The sequence below is a fragment of the Sulfurovum sp. XGS-02 genome (genome assembly GCF_023213175.1).
GTDB lineage: Bacteria > Campylobacterota > Campylobacteria > Campylobacterales > Sulfurovaceae > Sulfurovum.
This window is the reverse complement of sequence record NZ_CP093312.1, coordinates 1,503,155-1,520,373: the sequence shown is the minus strand read 5'-3', so window position 1 is coordinate 1,520,373 and position 17,219 is coordinate 1,503,155. Positions and strand designations below refer to the sequence as shown.

Annotated in this window: 17 protein-coding genes; 14 read left to right on the top strand and 3 right to left on the bottom strand. The window is 42.2% G+C overall.

Going from position 1 to position 17,219, the window contains the following annotated elements:
• From rmuC to MN086_RS07470, 5 genes are all read left to right on the top strand, one after another.
• Positions 1 to 1,551, top strand: coding sequence for a DNA recombination protein RmuC (gene rmuC / locus MN086_RS07490; RefSeq protein WP_248575396.1), 1,551 nt, complete (start codon positions 1 to 3; stop codon positions 1,549 to 1,551).
• Complete coding sequence (ppk2, locus tag MN086_RS07485; RefSeq protein ID WP_248575395.1) at positions 1,544 to 2,392, top strand: polyphosphate kinase 2; 849 nt, start codon at positions 1,544 to 1,546, stop codon at positions 2,390 to 2,392. The genes rmuC and ppk2 overlap by 8 nt, the downstream gene beginning before the upstream one ends.
• The gene (gene arsC / locus MN086_RS07480) at positions 2,367 to 2,717 is read left to right on the top strand and encodes an arsenate reductase (glutaredoxin) (protein ID WP_248575394.1); all 351 of its coding nucleotides are present in this window, start codon (positions 2,367 to 2,369) and stop codon (positions 2,715 to 2,717) included. The genes ppk2 and arsC overlap by 26 nt, the downstream gene beginning before the upstream one ends.
• A 107-nt stretch (positions 2,718 to 2,824) precedes the next feature.
• Complete coding sequence (locus MN086_RS07475; protein ID WP_248575393.1) at positions 2,825 to 4,420, top strand: ABC-F family ATP-binding cassette domain-containing protein; 1,596 nt, start codon at positions 2,825 to 2,827, stop codon at positions 4,418 to 4,420.
• A 132-nt stretch (positions 4,421 to 4,552) separates the two neighbouring features.
• Positions 4,553 to 4,690: a hypothetical protein gene (locus MN086_RS07470; RefSeq protein WP_248575392.1), complete on the top strand. Its 138-nt coding sequence runs from the start codon at positions 4,553 to 4,555 to the stop codon at positions 4,688 to 4,690.
• Between the two features lie 89 nt (positions 4,691 to 4,779).
• Here MN086_RS07470 and MN086_RS07465 read toward each other — a convergent pair whose 3' ends face one another.
• Complete coding sequence (locus MN086_RS07465) at positions 4,780 to 5,517, bottom strand: YebC/PmpR family DNA-binding transcriptional regulator (RefSeq protein ID WP_248575391.1); 738 nt, start codon at positions 5,515 to 5,517, stop codon at positions 4,780 to 4,782.
• 85 nt (positions 5,518 to 5,602) lie between these two features.
• Between MN086_RS07465 and MN086_RS07460 the strand changes: the two genes are divergently transcribed.
• From MN086_RS07460 to MN086_RS07450, 3 genes are all read left to right on the top strand, one after another.
• Positions 5,603 to 7,039: a YdiU family protein gene (locus MN086_RS07460; protein ID WP_248575390.1), complete on the top strand. Its 1,437-nt coding sequence runs from the start codon at positions 5,603 to 5,605 to the stop codon at positions 7,037 to 7,039.
• 73 nt (positions 7,040 to 7,112) lie between these two features.
• Entirely contained in the window at positions 7,113 to 7,991 is an 879-nt protein-coding gene (locus MN086_RS07455; RefSeq protein WP_248575389.1) for a hypothetical protein, read from the top strand.
• Positions 7,988 to 8,305, top strand: a complete 318-nt coding sequence (locus MN086_RS07450; RefSeq protein ID WP_248575388.1) for a co-chaperone YbbN — start codon at positions 7,988 to 7,990, stop codon at positions 8,303 to 8,305. The genes MN086_RS07455 and MN086_RS07450 overlap by 4 nt, the downstream gene beginning before the upstream one ends.
• Before the next feature lie 355 nt (positions 8,306 to 8,660).
• Here the strand turns inward: MN086_RS07450 and MN086_RS07445 are convergent, their stop codons facing one another.
• Positions 8,661 to 9,038 (bottom strand): biopolymer transporter ExbD, encoded by a 378-nt coding sequence (locus MN086_RS07445; RefSeq protein WP_248575387.1) that lies wholly within the window; start codon positions 9,036 to 9,038, stop codon positions 8,661 to 8,663.
• Entirely contained in the window at positions 9,038 to 9,463 is a 426-nt protein-coding gene (exbB, locus tag MN086_RS07440; protein WP_248577092.1) for a TonB-system energizer ExbB, read from the bottom strand. The genes MN086_RS07445 and exbB overlap by 1 nt, the downstream gene beginning before the upstream one ends.
• Before the next feature lie 183 nt (positions 9,464 to 9,646).
• On the opposite strand from exbB, the gene gyrA reads away from it, so the two are divergent.
• The 6 genes from gyrA to MN086_RS07410 all read left to right on the top strand — a co-directional run bounded on the left by gyrA (position 9,647) and on the right by MN086_RS07410 (position 17,209).
• Positions 9,647 to 12,148: a DNA gyrase subunit A gene (gyrA, locus tag MN086_RS07435; RefSeq protein WP_248575386.1), complete on the top strand. Its 2,502-nt coding sequence runs from the start codon at positions 9,647 to 9,649 to the stop codon at positions 12,146 to 12,148.
• Between the two features lies 1 nt (position 12,149).
• The gene (locus tag MN086_RS07430; RefSeq protein ID WP_248575385.1) at positions 12,150 to 13,187 is read left to right on the top strand and encodes an aspartate-semialdehyde dehydrogenase; all 1,038 of its coding nucleotides are present in this window, start codon (positions 12,150 to 12,152) and stop codon (positions 13,185 to 13,187) included.
• The gene (locus MN086_RS07425; RefSeq protein ID WP_248575384.1) at positions 13,187 to 13,696 is read left to right on the top strand and encodes a YqhA family protein; all 510 of its coding nucleotides are present in this window, start codon (positions 13,187 to 13,189) and stop codon (positions 13,694 to 13,696) included. The genes MN086_RS07430 and MN086_RS07425 overlap by 1 nt, the downstream gene beginning before the upstream one ends.
• Positions 13,697 to 13,844: 148 nt before the next feature.
• Complete coding sequence (hemE, locus tag MN086_RS07420; protein WP_248575383.1) at positions 13,845 to 14,891, top strand: uroporphyrinogen decarboxylase; 1,047 nt, start codon at positions 13,845 to 13,847, stop codon at positions 14,889 to 14,891.
• Positions 14,892 to 14,910: 19 nt separating this feature from the next.
• Positions 14,911 to 16,281, top strand: coding sequence for an HD domain-containing protein (locus tag MN086_RS07415; RefSeq protein WP_248575382.1), 1,371 nt, complete (start codon positions 14,911 to 14,913; stop codon positions 16,279 to 16,281).
• Positions 16,274 to 17,209 carry a radical SAM protein gene (locus tag MN086_RS07410; RefSeq protein ID WP_248575381.1) on the top strand — a complete coding sequence of 312 codons (936 nt, stop codon included), beginning with the start codon at positions 16,274 to 16,276 and terminating at the stop codon, positions 17,207 to 17,209. Before MN086_RS07415 ends, MN086_RS07410 begins: the two co-directional genes overlap by 8 nt.
• Positions 17,210 to 17,219 lie beyond the last annotated feature (10 nt).

Sequence of the window (17,219 nt, the reverse complement as noted above, 5' to 3'; positions counted from 1 at the left end):
ATGCAAGCGTTATTGATGAAAATAGAGAATGATTCTACCTTGATGCTGATGGCAGGTTTGGCATTGGTTGTACTCTTGGTCATTGTGCTTGTCGTCGTGCTTTCTGCCATGAAAGTCAAGATCTATAAAGACAGATTTTGGAATACCAAGGTGGATAACCAGGAGAAAGCAGAATATATCTCTGCACTGGAGCATGAGCTTCAAGCCTATAAGATCAAAAATGCCAGTAATGAACAGGAGCTGCAACAGTTTGCAGAAACGAAAGATGCACTGAGATCGACCAATGAAACACTGACTGCGCTACAGGGAAAATACAACGAACTGGAAAAAGCACTCAGTCAGACAAAAACACAGCTTGAAAGTGCCCAAGGGATCTATGCAACACTCTTAGAGGAGCATAACACGCTCAAGGGCCGTCAGGATGCCATCCTTGAAGAGAACAGTAAGTACCGTACAAACAATGCACGTCTACTGATGAAGCTTGAGAGTGAAGAGAGGCATGCGTCCTCTCAAAAAGAGATGATGCTCAACCATAAAAAAGAGATCAAAGATGAGTTGGAAGCGCTGGCTAAAAAGGTTTTTGACGGAAATTCCCAGAAGTTCGCTGAGTTCTCAAAAGAGAACCTGGACAACATGATCAAACCGCTTCAAACGCAGATCTCAGAGTTTAAAAAACAGGTAGCGGACACCTACAATACGGAGAGCCAGGACAGGGCAGTGTTGAAAAATGAGATCAATTCGCTCAAAGAGCTCAATAAAAAGATTAGTAAAGATGCGATCAATTTGACCAATGCACTCAAAGGTGACAGTAAACAGCAGGGGGTTTGGGGTGAAATGGTACTTGAAAATGTACTGGAAGCATCAGGACTCCGTAAAGGGTTTGAATTTGAACGTGAAGTGAGTCTGCGTACGGACGAAAATGAGATCTTACGGCCGGATGTGGTGGTACATCTGCCTGACAATAGAGATGTGATCATTGATGCAAAAACATCGCTTGTGGCTTATGAACGTTTTGTCAATGCAGCAGATGATGATGCAAGAGCACTCCATCTTGCCACGCATTTGAATTCCATCAGGGCGCATGTCGAAGGACTTGCCAATAAGAACTATGAACGTCTCAAAGAGGTTAATACCCTGGATTTCATCTTTATGTTCATGCCTATAGAGGGTGCATTGGCTGTGGCACTGGAACACGACAGCAGCATCTATGACAATGCCTTTAAAAACAAGATACTGCTTGTCGGACCGACCACACTGCTGGTAGCGATGAGAGCCGTTGAAAATGTGTGGAAATACGAACGGCAAAATCAGAATGCACAAGAGATAGCAAGAAGGGCAGGTGCCATGTATGACAAGTTTGTAGGCTTTTCTGAAGATCTGATGAAGATATCCAAGCAGATCGACGGAATTCAGAACAGTTTCTCTGCGGCACGAAACAAATTGAGTGATGGTAAAGGAAACCTTGTAAGACAGGTGGAACAGCTCAAAGAACTGGGTGCACAGACAAACAAGCATATCCCTAAAGGGTTGGGTGGAGATAAAGATGACTAATCAGAAGATACGGTACACAAAAAAACTTCCTGAGTATCAGGAGAAACCTTCCAAAGTTTTCAAGAAGTCCGGGAAGATAGAACGGGAATTTTACGAAAAAGAGTCTTTGAAACTACAGCATGAACTGGTCAAACTGCAAAAATGGGTGATCGATAACAATAAGAGGCTTTTAGTGATCTTTGAAGGTATGGATACGGCAGGGAAAAGTTCTACCATAAAAGAGTTCAACAACTATCTCAACCCTAGAGAAGCTCGTTCGGTCGCACTGCCAAAACCAAACTCAAAAGAGTTGGGACAGTGGTATTTTCAGCGTCACTTAAAACAGATACCCAATGCCGGTGAGATTGTATTTTTTGACAGAAGCTGGTACAACAGAGCAGGGATTGAACAGGTGTTTGGTTTCTGTACACAAGAACAGCATGACCATTTTTACAGACAGGTGAACGGTGTAGAAGAGATGCTGAGAGATGACGGTATACTCTTTTTCAAATTCTATCTGAATATTTCACACGAAACACAGAAAGCTCGTATTAAAGATAGAGAAAACAATCCACTCAAAGGATGGAAACTCTCTGAACTCGATTATAAATCCATGAACGCATATCATACTTACGAAATCCTGCGTGATAAGATGTTCAGAATAACTGGCACCAAACATGCACCTTGGTGTGAAGTGGATGCCAACGATAAAAAAAGAGCACGTATCAATGCGATAAGATACTTGCTTGATAATATAGACTATATCGGTAAGGATAAGAAACTGATCGCCGGTGTAGATAAAAAAATGGTCAAATTACATAACAAAGGAAAATACTATGGCAAATGTAACCATATGGCATAACCCAAGATGTTCAAAATCAAGAAACGCAGCTGCACTTTTAGAAGAAAAAGGCATCGAAGCAGAGGTAGTGAAGTACCTCGATACACCTCCAAGCAAAGAGGAACTTAAAGAAGTGCTTAACATGCTGGGTATCTCTGCCAGGGAACTGATGAGAACCAAAGAAGCAATCTATAAAGAGTTGAATCTAAAAGATGAGACAGATGAGGAGAAGCTTATAGAAGCCATGGTGGAAAATCCCAAGCTCATAGAGCGACCTATTGTCATCAAGGATGGCAAAGCTGCCATTGGCCGTCCTATTGAAAATATTATCGACCTGCTCGGTTGATCTCTATTTCGAAAGGGTTTTCTTCCATGAAGCCCCTTTCACTTATACTTTCTGACACTTTCAGACCATTATGTTAAAATTCCAATAATTATATACAAGGATGAGAGATGCTTAGTACAGTAAATTTAACACAGCGCTATGGAAAAAGAGTGCTTTTTGATAAGATCAATATCACTCTGGATGCAGGAAAACGTTATGGCCTGATCGGAGCGAACGGAGCAGGGAAGTCAACCTTCCTCAAAATTCTTTCGGGTGAGATAGAACCTAGTGATGGTGAAGTGCAGCTTCAGCCTGGACTCAAACTGGGTGTTTTGGGTCAAAACCAGTATGCATTTGAAAACTATACACTCAAAGATGCTGTACTCTATGGGAACAAAAAACTTTTTGATGCACAAAAAGAGAAAGAAAAGCTCTATATGGAAGGTGACTTTGAGAGTGATGAGGTCAACAACCGTTTGGCTGAACTTGAAATGATCTGTGCAGACGAAGACCCTACCTATGAATCAGATGTCAAGATAGAAAAACTGCTTGAAGCTTTAGGTTTTCCTGCATCTCAACATGATGAGCTTATGTCTTCACTTACAGGCGGGGACAAGTTCAAGATCCTGCTTGCACAGGTACTTTTCTTGAAGCCTGATGTATTACTTCTGGATGAGCCTACGAACAACCTGGATATGGATACGATCACTTGGTTGGAGAATGAACTGAAACGTCATGAAGGAACCCTGCTTGTGATCTCTCACGACAGACATTTCCTTAACGGTGTTGTGACACATATCCTTGACCTTGACTTCCAAAATATCCGTGAGTTCACAGGAAATTACGATGAGTGGTATATTGCAGCCAACCTTATCGCCAAACAGGCAGAAGCAGATAGAGGTAAAGCCCTTAAAGAGAAAGAAGAGCTTGAAAAGTTCATCGCAAGATTCTCTGCAAATGCCTCTAAAGCGAAACAGGCGACAAGCCGTCAAAAGCAACTGGACAAACTGGATGTCAGCGAGATCAAACTCTCTTCAAGACGTGATCCTTCGATTATGTTCAAGGCACACAGGGAGATCGGTAACGAGGTACTGGAAGTAGAGGGTCTTTCTAAAAGCTATGATGATGAAAAAGTTTTTGAAAATCTTACGTTCAAGATCAACAAAGGGGATAAAATTGCCCTGATTGGTACCAACGGTGTAGGGAAAACCACACTCCTTAAAATTCTTATGGGAGAGAGTGAAGCTGATGCAGGTACGTTTAAATGGGGACAGACCATTACCACCAGTTATTTCCCGCAAAATACGACAGACCTTGTCGTGGGTGATGAAGAGTTGCCACAATGGATACAAGGGTTTGATCCTAAATGGCACATTGATGATATTAGAAAAACACTGGGTCGTATGCTTTTTAGCGGTGAAGAGCAGAAAAAGAAAATAGATGCATGTTCGGGTGGAGAAAAACACCGTGTCATGATGTCTAAAATGATGATGGATGCTTCGAACTTCCTGGTGATGGATGAGCCAAACAACCACCTCGACCTTGAGGCGATCGTTGCTTTAGGTGAAGCATTACATAACTACCAGGGCGGTGTGATCTGTGTCTCTCACGATAGGGAACTCATCGATGCATTTGCAAACCGCATCATCAAACTCAATGAAGATGGAACGATGATCGATTTTGAGGGCGGATATGAGGCGTTCGTGGAGCAGCACGAACAGTAAACTTTTCTTCTTTCAGTGATCACAGCCTACCATGCTGTGATCATGACATTGTAAATATGTAATCTCTCTTCACACTCTCTTCATACTTCTATTCTATACTTCCTCATCTTTAAAAAAGAAAGGATTTCAATTATGAAAAAATTAATCACACTATTACTACTGGCTATCGGTTTAGCATCAAGTGCTTCTGCACATCATATGGCACAGTCTGATACGGCAGGGTGGAATATCGATGAGGATTCACCACATCTTTTGATGACATTTTATTAAGAAAGACTACTTCTCCTAAGCATATCCACTATCACGGATATGCTTCTCCCCTTATTATCTATTGTAAGTACTATGAGTTATGTTGTCTTTTAGGCGATGTTCGTAAAGACCGATTGAACGTCTTCATCTTCTTCTAGTTTATCGATAAGTACATCGACTTCTTCCATCTGTTCGTCACTGAGCTCTATGGGTGTATTGGCAATATATTCAAGTGTCGCTTTTTTGACCTCTATATTCATATCTTCGAGTGCTTTACTCAGTTCGCCAAATGCAGTAAAATCACCATAGACTCTCACGATATTGATATCATCACCTACCTCTTGAGGCTCTATATCTTCTTCTATCTCTTCTAAACCAAAGTCAATGAGTTCCAATTCCAGCTCTTCAAGGTCCATATCATCGGTTTTGTTAAATACAAAAACACATTTACGTGTAAACATGAAGTTCAATGAACCTGATGTAAGCATCTCTCCACCGTTTCTGGCAAGTATGGCCTTGACATTGGCAACCGTTCTTGTATTGTTGTCTGTCGCACACTCTACGATCATCTGCACACCATGTACGGCTTTGACATCATACGTCAACTCTTTGATATCTGCAGCATCTTTGGCTGAAGCTCTTTTGATCGCTGCATCGATGTTGTCTTTAGGCATGTTTTGCGCTTTGGCATTGAGAATCGCTGTACGAAGTTTAGGGTTCATGTCAGGGTCTTGACCGCCTTCTTTGGCTGCCATCGTGATGATCTTTCCTAATTTAGGGAAAAGTCTAGACATGGTTCCCCATCTTTTCATTTTCGCTGCTTTACGGTATTCAAACGCTCTACCCATTAGTGATTCCTTACAAATTTAATTGTGTGATTATACTCCTATTTGGCTTAAGTAGCATCAAAGCCGTGCTGTGTAGAATTTAACTATGAAACTGAGTGAAATAAAACTGACCAATCCCTATTTGGCATTACCAGACGAGTGCTATACCAGAGTCAAACCCACACCGCTGGAGAATGTATTTCTGATACATGCCAATGAAGAAGTGGCAAAACTGTTGGATATAGACAGCGAAGAGCTCTACAGTGATGCTTTTGTCGAATTTGTCAATGGTGCTTGGCAACTTGAAGGGTCTGATCCTTTCGCGATGTGTTATGCAGGGCATCAGTTCGGCCATTTTGTACCTCGTCTGGGAGACGGACGGGCCATTAACATTGGGACGATCAAACAGTGGCATCTCCAGCTTAAAGGGGCGGGTCAGACACGTTATTCCCGTTCAGGAGACGGCCGTGCGGTACTTCGCTCTTCCATTCGAGAGTATCTGATGAGCGAAGCGATGCATGGACTTGGTATAGAGAGTACAAGGGCACTGGCACTCATAGGTTCAGAGCACAAGGTCTACAGAGAAGTATGGGAGACCGGTGCCATCGTACTTCGTGTCTCTCCCTCATGGATACGTTTTGGTACCTTTGAATACTTTTCGCACAAAAAAAGGTATGAAGAGTTGGAAGCATTGGCTGACTATGCTATCGCAGAGAGCTACCCGCACCTGGTAGATGCACCCAACAAATACCTGCAGTTTTTCACAGAGGTGGTAGCCAGAACAGCCAGACTGATGGCAGAGTGGCAAGCAGTAGGCTTCAACCACGGTGTGATGAACACAGACAACATGTCCATTGCAGGTCTAACCATAGACTATGGTCCCTACGCCTTTCTGGATGACTATGATTCTAAGTACATCTGCAACCATACAGACCAGGGCGGACGTTACAGCTTTGGAAACCAGCCCAATATAGGGGAGTGGAACCTGCAGGCACTGATGCATACGCTCTCACCGATGGCACATATCCATAAGTTGGAAAAAGCATTGGCACAGTATACGGAACTCTACACCGACCGATACCTTCAGCTGATGGGTCAAAAGCTGGGTTTGGATGTATTGAAAGATGAAGATCTGGAACTTATCAAACACTTATTGGGGATGATGCAGGGACTGCAGATAGACTATACACTCTTCTTTAGAACCCTCAGTCACTATGAGGGAGAGAGAAGCACACTGTTGAGCTTGGGGCTTTTCCATAAGCCGATGCATGAGTGGCTGGACAGTTATGATGAGAGATTGAAAGCAAATACCTCCACCACAGAGGAGCGACACAGTGCTATGTTACAGACCAATCCAAAATACGTACTCAAAAACTATATGCTGCAAGAAGCCATCACAGCAGCTGAAGATGGTGATTTTAGTGTCGTAGACAGGTTATTTGAGATCGCTAAAGATCCCTATGCTGAACGTCAGGCCCATGAAAGATGGGCAGGGGCTACCCCAGATGCATTTAAAAACCAGAAGCTGAGTTGTAGTTCTTAAAATTTTTACAATAGATATTAAGCTATTTTAACTCAACATACTGTATCCTTTTTTCAATATTAAAGGTACATACATGCAAAAACAAAACAATTATGATGGTTCTGTTATTTATAATGAGATCCAAATCGATATTGAGAAACAAAAAACCATGATATTTGTTAGTGGGGTTTCCTTTTTGGTTTTGTTGATTGTGATTGTCCCTATGGCATTTTGGTGGTTTTTTGGACTTCTATTTCATGCAGATTTACCATTTTTTAATCATGGATTCATCATGATGGCAAGTAATACAAAATTGTTTTTATTACCCTATAATATTTTGCTGATTTTTTATTTTTTGATCATGTATTTTAAAGATCAAAAATTACATTTAGTCAATAAAGAACATTTTAACAAGGCAATTAGATATTTTGTTTTGTCTTTGGTGATAGCTATACTACCTTATATCTTTGCCAGTAGTGTTATGTTAACAATAATATATTTTGTATTTTTTATATTAACGATATATCATTTATCCTTTACATATTATGACGTAGAACTTCATGAAGTGCATAATATACATAACCATTTATATCGAAATGATGATCTGGGATGGATGAGTTCTATGGGAATGTTAGATAATCCTTTTAGTGTTAAAGACGATATCAACAGAGGTAAATTATTTGTACAGACATCTACATTAGGATTTGATTTTATTGCACTTTTTATCAATATGATTGTAAGGACAATCGTTTTTAGTTATGGAATTAGATATAAACAATACATACAAGAGAGTGCTAGATTATTTGATATGATTTTAGAAGAGAATTTAAATGGTGAATATGCTCAGTATTCAGTACCATCAAAAGTGATACTTGAGTCTCTTAATTATGTTTCATTCAGGAATGGAAAAGTAGTTTTGTATGAACATGGAGAAGCGGTATCGAAATTAGTAGAAATAAAGGAACAAAAATGACATTGGAAGAACTACAAGAGATTATAAGAACCGAAGTAGGGGTTTTACTCTACTTTTCCGGAGAGCACTGTAGTGTCTGTCATGCGCTCAGACCCAAATTTAAAGAGGTCTTTGATGAGCATTTTCCCCAGCTCAAACAGATCTATTTGGATGCACATGAAAACCCGAAGATCTCTGCACATTTTCAAGTCTTTTCCGTGCCTACGATGATCGTCTTTATGGATGGAAGAGAGTTTGCCAGAGAAGGACGCTCGGTCAGTATGCATCAGTTAACGGAGAAGTTGAAGCGGCCGTATGGGATGATGACGGAATAGTATCAGTTCGTCATCCGAAACTTTAGACTTTTAACGTTTTACTGAACTTCCTAAACATTCAAACTGCGGCAGTGTTACCCCTCTTCATTTTTTTAGAAAAAACGAAGCAAAAAAGCGTCATGGCTCTCGAATCGCGTTGCTTTCAAGGGCGTTCGCCATGACAAAGGCGCACATTCGTGCGATTAATAACTTTTTCATAAATCGTACGCAGTACGTTTCTGACACTATGAACACCCATGTAAGCGAAGCGATTTGAGAATAGTGTCGACTTTTGTTTTACTTTTCTAGAAAAGTAAAGAGAAGAACAAGGCCACAGTTTAGATGATCGGAAGTTTGATAAAATAACTACAATTGATTACTGTTTCGTAATGATCGAAATATTCTCAAACCCCTTGGTCTTGAGAATATCGATGATGTCTACAAAGTACTGAAATTCACTGCTTTTATCCATACGCAGTGAAATAAGGTCTTTTTTAGGGTCTAGCTTCATCAGTTTCTCTTTAATGAGCTCAAGACTCAGTACTTCTTTCTCATAGGAGTAGACTCCATCTTTATCGACAGCGATTTGGATGTTTTTCTTCTCTTCACTTTTTTTAGAACTTGCAGTCGGCAGATCCACTTTGATCGCTTGATGTTCTACAAACGTAGCCGTTGCAAGTACGATGACCAGTAGAACGAGTACGATATCTATGAATGGTACGACATTCATTTTGTCAAAGCGTTCTCTCCTCATTAGGCGTTTGTATCCTGTGCGATTTCCCATCGGGCCAAGATCGTATCGACTCTTGTTAGCAGGGCATTATAGATAACCGTTGCAGGGATCGCCACCACCAGACCGGCTGCGGTCGCTTTAAGTGCCAGTGCCAGGTGCTTCATGATCTCACCGGGATTGATCGTATCTTGTTGGTCACCGATGATGTAGAATGTAAGGATGATCGCAAGTACCGTACCGAGCAGTCCTATATAGGGTGCATTCGAACCGATAGAGGCAATGGTTGCCAAACGTTTTGAAATGTCAAGTTCCAATGCAGTTTTATTTTTGTAGTCTGTCACTTTGAGACCACGGTAGAAAAGTACTCTCTCGATTGCAAAGGCAAAAGTAATAAAACTTAAGAAAAAGAGAAATCCTATGATCCCATAATCTACGATATCTTTCAGTTGTTCAATTGGCACTATTTTTCCTCATATATGAATTTAGTCTGCATTATATAGAATATAGTGTTAAAACTATGTTAAATCCATTTTAAGACACCTAGCGTCCATTTTAAGCGCTTTTTAGCCTTTTTATTTAAGCCGATGTTAGATACAATCAATACAATTTTTTACACAACAAGGAAATGCATGAGCGATCTGTTTGAAGAGCAACAAAATACCGGACAAGTGTTAATTGAAGATAGTATGAAGTCAAGTTACCTTGACTACTCTATGAGCGTCATCATTGGTAGGGCATTACCTGATGCGAGAGACGGGTTGAAACCTGTACACAGAAGGATCCTCTATGCAATGAATGATCTTCATCTTGCACATAGAAGTCCGTATAAAAAATCCGCACGTATCGTCGGGGATGTGATCGGTAAGTATCACCCTCACGGTGACTCTTCGGTCTATGACGCACTTGTACGTATGGCACAAGACTTTTCTATGCAGGCACCGCTTGTGGATGGGCAAGGAAACTTCGGTTCGATCGATGGGGACAATGCAGCAGCGATGAGATATACTGAAGCGCGTATGACAAGGATCGCTGAAGAGCTTCTCTCTGATCTGGACAAAGACACAGTTGATTTTGTACCAAACTACGATGATTCCATCCAAGAGCCTGATGTACTTCCTTCACGTGTACCGAACCTGCTTCTTAACGGTTCAAGCGGTATCGCGGTCGGTATGGCTACGAACATCCCTCCGCACAGATTGGATGAACTTGTGGATGCATTGGTCGCAAGGATAGATGACCCGAACTCTACAGTAGAAGAGATGATGAAGATCGTACAGGGTCCTGACTTCCCAACAGGTGGTATCATCTTTGGTCGCAAGGGTATCACAGATGCCTATACGACAGGACGCGGACGTATCAAAGTGCGTGCGAAGACACACATAGAACAAAAAGGTTCTAAAGAGATCATCATCATCGATGAACTGCCTTTCCAGGTCAATAAATCAAGACTCATAGAAAACATTGCACAGCTTGTCCGTGACAAACAGATAGAGGGTATCTCAGAACTTCGTGATGAGTCAGATAGAGAAGGTATCCGTGTGGTGATCGAACTTAAGCGTGACGCGATGAGTGAGATCGTACTGAACAACCTTTTCAAAAGTACACAGATGCAAGTGACGTTCGGTATCATCATGCTTGCGATCGCAGACAAAGAGCCAAAAGTCTTTAATCTTATGGAGCTCTTCGACCTTTTCTTGAAACACAGAAAAACAGTGGTGATCAGAAGAACGATCTTCGATCTTGAAAAGGCAAGAGCAAGAGCACACATTTTGGAAGGTCTCAAGATCGCTGTGGACAACATCGATGAGGTGATCAAGATTATCCGTGCCTCTTCAGATGATGTGGAAGCCAGAGAAAACCTCATGTCACGCTTCAAACTTTCAGAGATCCAGGCAAAAGCGATCCTGGAGATGAGACTGAGACGTCTGACTGGTTTAGAGATAGAGAAGATCGAGAATGAGTTGAATGAGTTGCTTAAACTTATCGCAGAACTTGAAGCGATCTTGAAGAGTGAAGAGAAGATCAACGCTATCATCCGTGACGAGCTGATTGAGATCCGTGAAAAATACACAACCCCACGCCGTACAGAGATCGTGGATGATTATGATGATATCGATATCGAAGACCTGATTCCAAATGAGCCGATGGTCGTAACGATCACACACCGTGGATACATCAAACGTGTACCGGTGAAGCAGTATGAGAAGCAGCACCGTGGCGGTAAAGGGAAGATCGCTGTGACGACCTATGATGATGACTTCATCGAGAAGTTCTTTACGTCAAATACCCATGATACGCTTATGTTCGTTACAGACAGAGGACAGCTCTACTGGCTCAAAGTCTACCGTATCCCTGAGGGATCACGTACAGCTAAAGGTAAAGCAGTAGTGAACCTTATCAACCTTCAGCAGGATGAGAAGATCATGGCGATCATCCCTACGGAGGATTTTGAAGCGGACAAAGGATTGGTTTTCTTTACACAAAACGGTATCGTGAAGAGAACCAACCTCTCTGAGTACTCGAACATCAGAAGCAATGGTGTAAGAGCGATCAACCTTGACGAAGATGATGCGATCGTTGATGCGAAGATCGTGAAGCCAGATACAAAATGGCTCTTTGTGGCAACGAAAAAAGGTCTCTGTATCAGATTTAAAGTAGAAGATGCAAGGGAGATCGGTAGGGTATCACGCGGTGTGACTGCGATCAAGTTCAAGATAGAGGGTGACCATGTCTGCGGTGCTACGACCATCGAAGATGAGAATGATGAACTTCTGATGATCAGTGAAAAAGGTCTGGGTAAACGTACCACTGCAAGTGAGTACCGTGAACAGAACCGTGCAGGTAAAGGGGTTATCTCTATGAAACTCACACCTAAAACAGGTGATGTGGTCGGTGTTGTATTTGTAGAGGAAGACAAAGACCTCATGTGTCTGACGAGTATCGGTAAGATGATACGTGTGGACATGGAAACCATCCGTAAAGCGGGACGTAACACATCAGGTGTGAAGATTGTTAACGTAGATGCAAAAGACAGAGTGGTGAGCATTGCAAAATGCCAAAAAGAAGAGACGCCGGATGAGAATAACGGTGAAGATACAGAAAATACAGATAATACATTAGGATTAGAATAGCGTGAAGAAATATAACGTAGCAGTAGTCGGTGCAAGTGGTGCCGTAGGTGAAGAGCTTTTTAGAGTTTTGGAAGAGGTAAACTTTCCTGTATCAAATCTTTTGCCTTTGGCAAGTGCAAGATCGGCAGGTGAAACGATAGAGTTTCAAGGGAACGAGTACAAGATAGAAGAATTGACAGAAGTGGTGTTTGAAGGGCGTGGTATAGATATCGCGTTTTTTTCAGCGGGTGGAAGTATCTCTGCACACTATGCAAAGTATGCAGTAGAATCCGGAGCAGTGGTCATTGACAATACCTCCCACTTCAGAATGGATCCAAATATACCACTTGTGGTACCTGAAGTAAACCCTGGAGACATTGCACTCTGGAAAGAGTCAGGTATTATCGCCAACCCTAACTGTTCGACCATTCAAATGGTACAGCTTCTGAAGCCTCTTCATGACCTTTACGGGATCAAAAGAGTGGATGTAAGTACCTACCAGGCAGTAAGCGGTGCAGGGAAAAAAGGGATGGAAGAGCTTGTAAAACAGATGCAGGCCTTCTTCAACTTTACACTTGATGATGCGAAAGTGGAAGCATTTGCCCACCGTATCGCACTCAATGTCATCCCTCATATCGATGTGCCTCAGGAGAACGGTTACACGAAAGAAGAGATGAAGATGGTCAACGAGACCAACAAGATCATGCACAGTGACTTTGCGGTCTCTGCAACCTGTGTACGTGTACCTGTTCTCAGAAGCCATTCCGAATCTATCACGATCACATTTGGAGAGGATGTAGATGTGGATGTAGACAAAGCAAGAGAAGCATTGGGTAACTTTGAAAATGTAAAAGTGGTAGATGACATGTCTAAAAATGAGTATCCGATGCCTTTGACCGCAACAGATACAGATGATACGTATGTAGGACGTATCAGAAAAGATATCTATGCGAAGAATATCTTACACCTTTGGGGTGTAGCAGACCAGGTAAGGGTCGGTGCTGCGACCAATGCGGTAAGAATCGCACAAAAATGGATCAAATTAGAGGAAAATGCCTAATGCTTGAAAGACTATTTGAAGGTACTATCTGGAGAAGTAGATTTATCGTACTTTTGGCTGTGGTCTTTGGTCTAGTGGGTGCAGTGATCCTTTTTGTCGTCGCATCCATGGATATATGGAATGTAGGTGTCTATACACTCAACACGATCATCACACATGCACACCCTGAAAACTTTCATGAAGATATCGTAGCCGGGATCATCGGTGCGGTCGACCTCTATCTGATCGCCGTGGTGATGTTCATCTTCTCTTTTGGACTCTATGAGCTTTTCATTTCAGATATCGATGAGGCAAGCGGAAAGAACGGATCGAAACTGCTGGCGATTGATTCACTGGACCAGCTTAAAGATAAGATCGCAAAGGTCATCGTGATGGTTTTAGTGGTGAACTTCTTTCAAAGGGTATTGCATACGAACTTTGCTACACCTATCGAGATGATGTATTTCGCACTTTCTATTACCGCATTGGCAGTAGGGCTCTATTTTTTAGGTAAAGTAGGTAAACACTAGAGAAACGGTAAAAGGAAGTGCTTCCTTTTGCTTCGCTGTACCGTTAAGGTTACTTCCATGTTAAAGCATGATGCAAAGAAATCACTAAATGATTTCTTCTGAAAGTCCTTCTTGTAAAAAAGAAGAGAATTATTTTAAGGAAAAACAATTGAGTAAAATATTTGTAGACGCATGTCTAGGGAAAGAGACACCATACACACCGGTATGGATGATGAGACAGGCAGGACGTTACCTACCGGAGTATATGGAAGTACGTGCAGCAGCAGGAAACTTCCTTAACTTGTGTCATGACCCTGAAAAGGCAGCAGAAGTAACGATCCAGCCGCTTGATATCGTGGGTGTGGATGCGGCTATATTATTCTCGGATATTCTTGTGATCCCTGATGAGATGGGTATGGATCTGAGCTTTGTAAAAGGGGAGGGGCCGAAATTTTCCGACCCGCTCAAATCACAGGAAGATCTGGACAGACTTATCGGCGGTGAAGAAGCGGCCAGCAAACTTACCTATGTCTATGAGACGATCGAACTTCTTAGAGCACAGCTCGATGCAAGAGGTGATGAAAAAGCGCTTATCGGGTTCACCGGTGCTCCTTGGACACTGGCAACCTATATGATAGAAGGACAGGGAACCAAAACCTACAATATCTGTAAGAAGATGATGTATTCAAATCCTGAACTTCTTCACAATATCCTTAGAAAAGTCACCGATGTTGTAAAGCTTTACATGGAGAAGCAGATACAAGCGGGTGTCGATGTCGTGCAGATCTTCGACTCTTGGGCAGCAGCGATCGAACCGGGCAAGTATGACGAGTTCTCATGGAAATACATGGTAGAGATCGCGGAGTATCTTAAAGAGAAGTACCCGCATATTCCGGTGATCATGTTCCCTAAAGGTGTTGCAGCATTTATAGCGAGTGGAAAAGTGTATGGAAACTTTGATGTCTTCGGTGTGGACTGGGGAACACCTATGGCATTGGCTAAAGAGAAACTGGGTGACAAATACGTCCTTCAGGGGAACATGGAGCCATGCAGACTCTACTCTCAAGAGGCAACAACAGCATGTGTAGAAGCGATCCAGGAGATCATGGGTGGTAAAAGACACATCTTTAACCTCGGACACGGTATCCTCCCGGACGTTCCTGTAGAAAATGCAAAACACTTCGTAAGCGAATGCCAGAGGGTGAGTAAAAAATAATCCCTGAAAGGGCATGATGATGAGAGAACATTATCACATTGCGGTTGAGGAATGTGAACTCGGGATCGTAGGACACAAAGTCTTCGTACGTCTTAAAGATATCCCGATGTATCTCTCCAAGCGTACCAAAGACAGTATACGAAACCGCTACAGCCACTCGATGGAAGTAGGATTGAGCACAGAGTATATCCTCAACCATATTAGCAGACAACTCGGAAATGATGTCGACTTGAACTTTTTCAAGATAGGGAAGATTGTAGGGATTCTGCATGATATTGGACATACGGCATTCAGCCATGACGGTGAGGTGATCCTGGACAAGATGCTGCAAAAGGCTTCAGCAACTTTCGATAGACCACTTAGATTCAACGCGAACCTCAATAACTTCAGACGTATCTTCAAGTATGAGTTCTATGAAAACCTTCCGGACGATGTCAGAGTGTATGCGTTGGCTTCTTTGGTCAAGCGTGTGTATGAGCTGGAAGAGTACCCTGAGTATCTCTATTTAAAAGAGTATGTGCTTAATGCTATTGCTTTGGAAGAGAAGTATCTTGCATCCAAAGGCATTACGGTCCAAAACATTACAGGTAAAACCATTTTGTGCCAGGCGATGGACCTGGCGGATGAGAACAGGTACCGAGTGACAGACATCATCGATTCGCTCAACATTTACACCAAAGAAAAACTGCAAGAGATACTCCTGCGTTCCATCAAGAGTGAAGTGCGGGTGAAAGATATACGTAAACTGGTTCATTTAAAAACACTTAGCGTACCTGGCTATGAAAGCGTGCACTATGATAAGATGAAGATCAAAGATCTTCTTATCGCACTGCTGAACCGTTCCAGCAATGCCAAAACGGAGTTTCAAAATACCATGAATACCATCTCCATGGCTTTTAACAGGAACTTTCGATTACGTCAAGATGGAAAACTGGTGCCAGTGGATGATGAGATAGAAGCGTTAAGAAAAGAGTTCCAGAAGGTCGCTGCTAAGTATCTGTGGGGTTCAAAAAAGGTACAGAAGATCAAGAAACCTTTCACTCACTATTTTACGACCGTGGCTGACTACTTCATCAACAAAGAATTCGAGATGGAGCTGATAGACAGCAATACCTATAAAGAGAAGCTGACTGCGTTAAGTGAAAGTGATGTAACGCAAGAAGCTTATCTAAGAGAGAAATTGAGTCTGATGCGGAATTTTCTGGGAGGATTGACCAACCTGAAGATCATGGAACTCTACAAAAAGATCGCTCTCTTGAAATTTGAAGCAAAGCTTGGGTATAAACTTGAAAACCGTGACAAACTGGTAGAGAAGCATACGGTAGAGGCTTTTGAAAAGAAATTGGAAAAAAAGCGTCAAAGATTACTAAAAAAGAGAAGTGATGTCTGATAAAACTGAAAACGTGCCAAAGGTGATCTTCGGTCCCATACATTCCAGACGTTTTGGCAAATCCTTAGGGGTTGACCTGAGCCCGGGTAAAAAGCAGTGTAACTTTGACTGTCTCTACTGTGAACTTGACCCGGCCAAGACTATGGATACCTATGAGGATGTCGTGAGTGTGGAGGAGGTGACCACTGCACTGAAAGCAGCACTCAAAGAGCATGGTGACATAGACTTCATCACGCTCACGGCCAACGGTGAACCCACACTCTACCCCTATCTTTCAGAGCTGATAGATGAGATCAACAGCTTCAAAGGCACTACCAAGACACTCATCCTTTCCAATGCAGCCAACATCGATGTTATGAAGGTGCAGGATGCACTCTTGAAACTCGATGAAGTGAAACTCTCTTTGGACTGTGCCACACAAAAGTGTTTGCATAAACTTGACCGTTCCCATAAGGGTATCGATGTAGAGAATATCAAGGCAGGGATGCTGGCCTTCAAAAGCAGATACAAAGGACCGCTCGTTATAGAGATACTCATCGTCAAAACACTCAACGACTCTGAAGAGGAGATTGTCAAGCTCAACGAATACCTGCTGAAACTCCAACCCACACGCATCGACATTGGAACCATAGACAGACCGCCTGCCTATGATGTAAAGCCAGTGAGTTATGAAAAGCTTCTGGAGATCAGTCACCTTTTTGACAGTTCTTTACCGGTCTACATCGCCTCACGAAAAAAAGCAGAGATCTCCGCTTCGAGCTACTCTGAAGAGGAGATCCTCGAGACGCTCTCAAAACGTCCTTTGACGGCAGAAGACATCGAAGCGCTTTTTGATGAAGAGAGCCAAAAAAGAGTCGAAGATCTTCTAGATAAAAAGAAAATAAAGCAAGTTTCAACAAATGGTGTAGAATTTTACAAAAAAGCCTAAAAAACTCTTG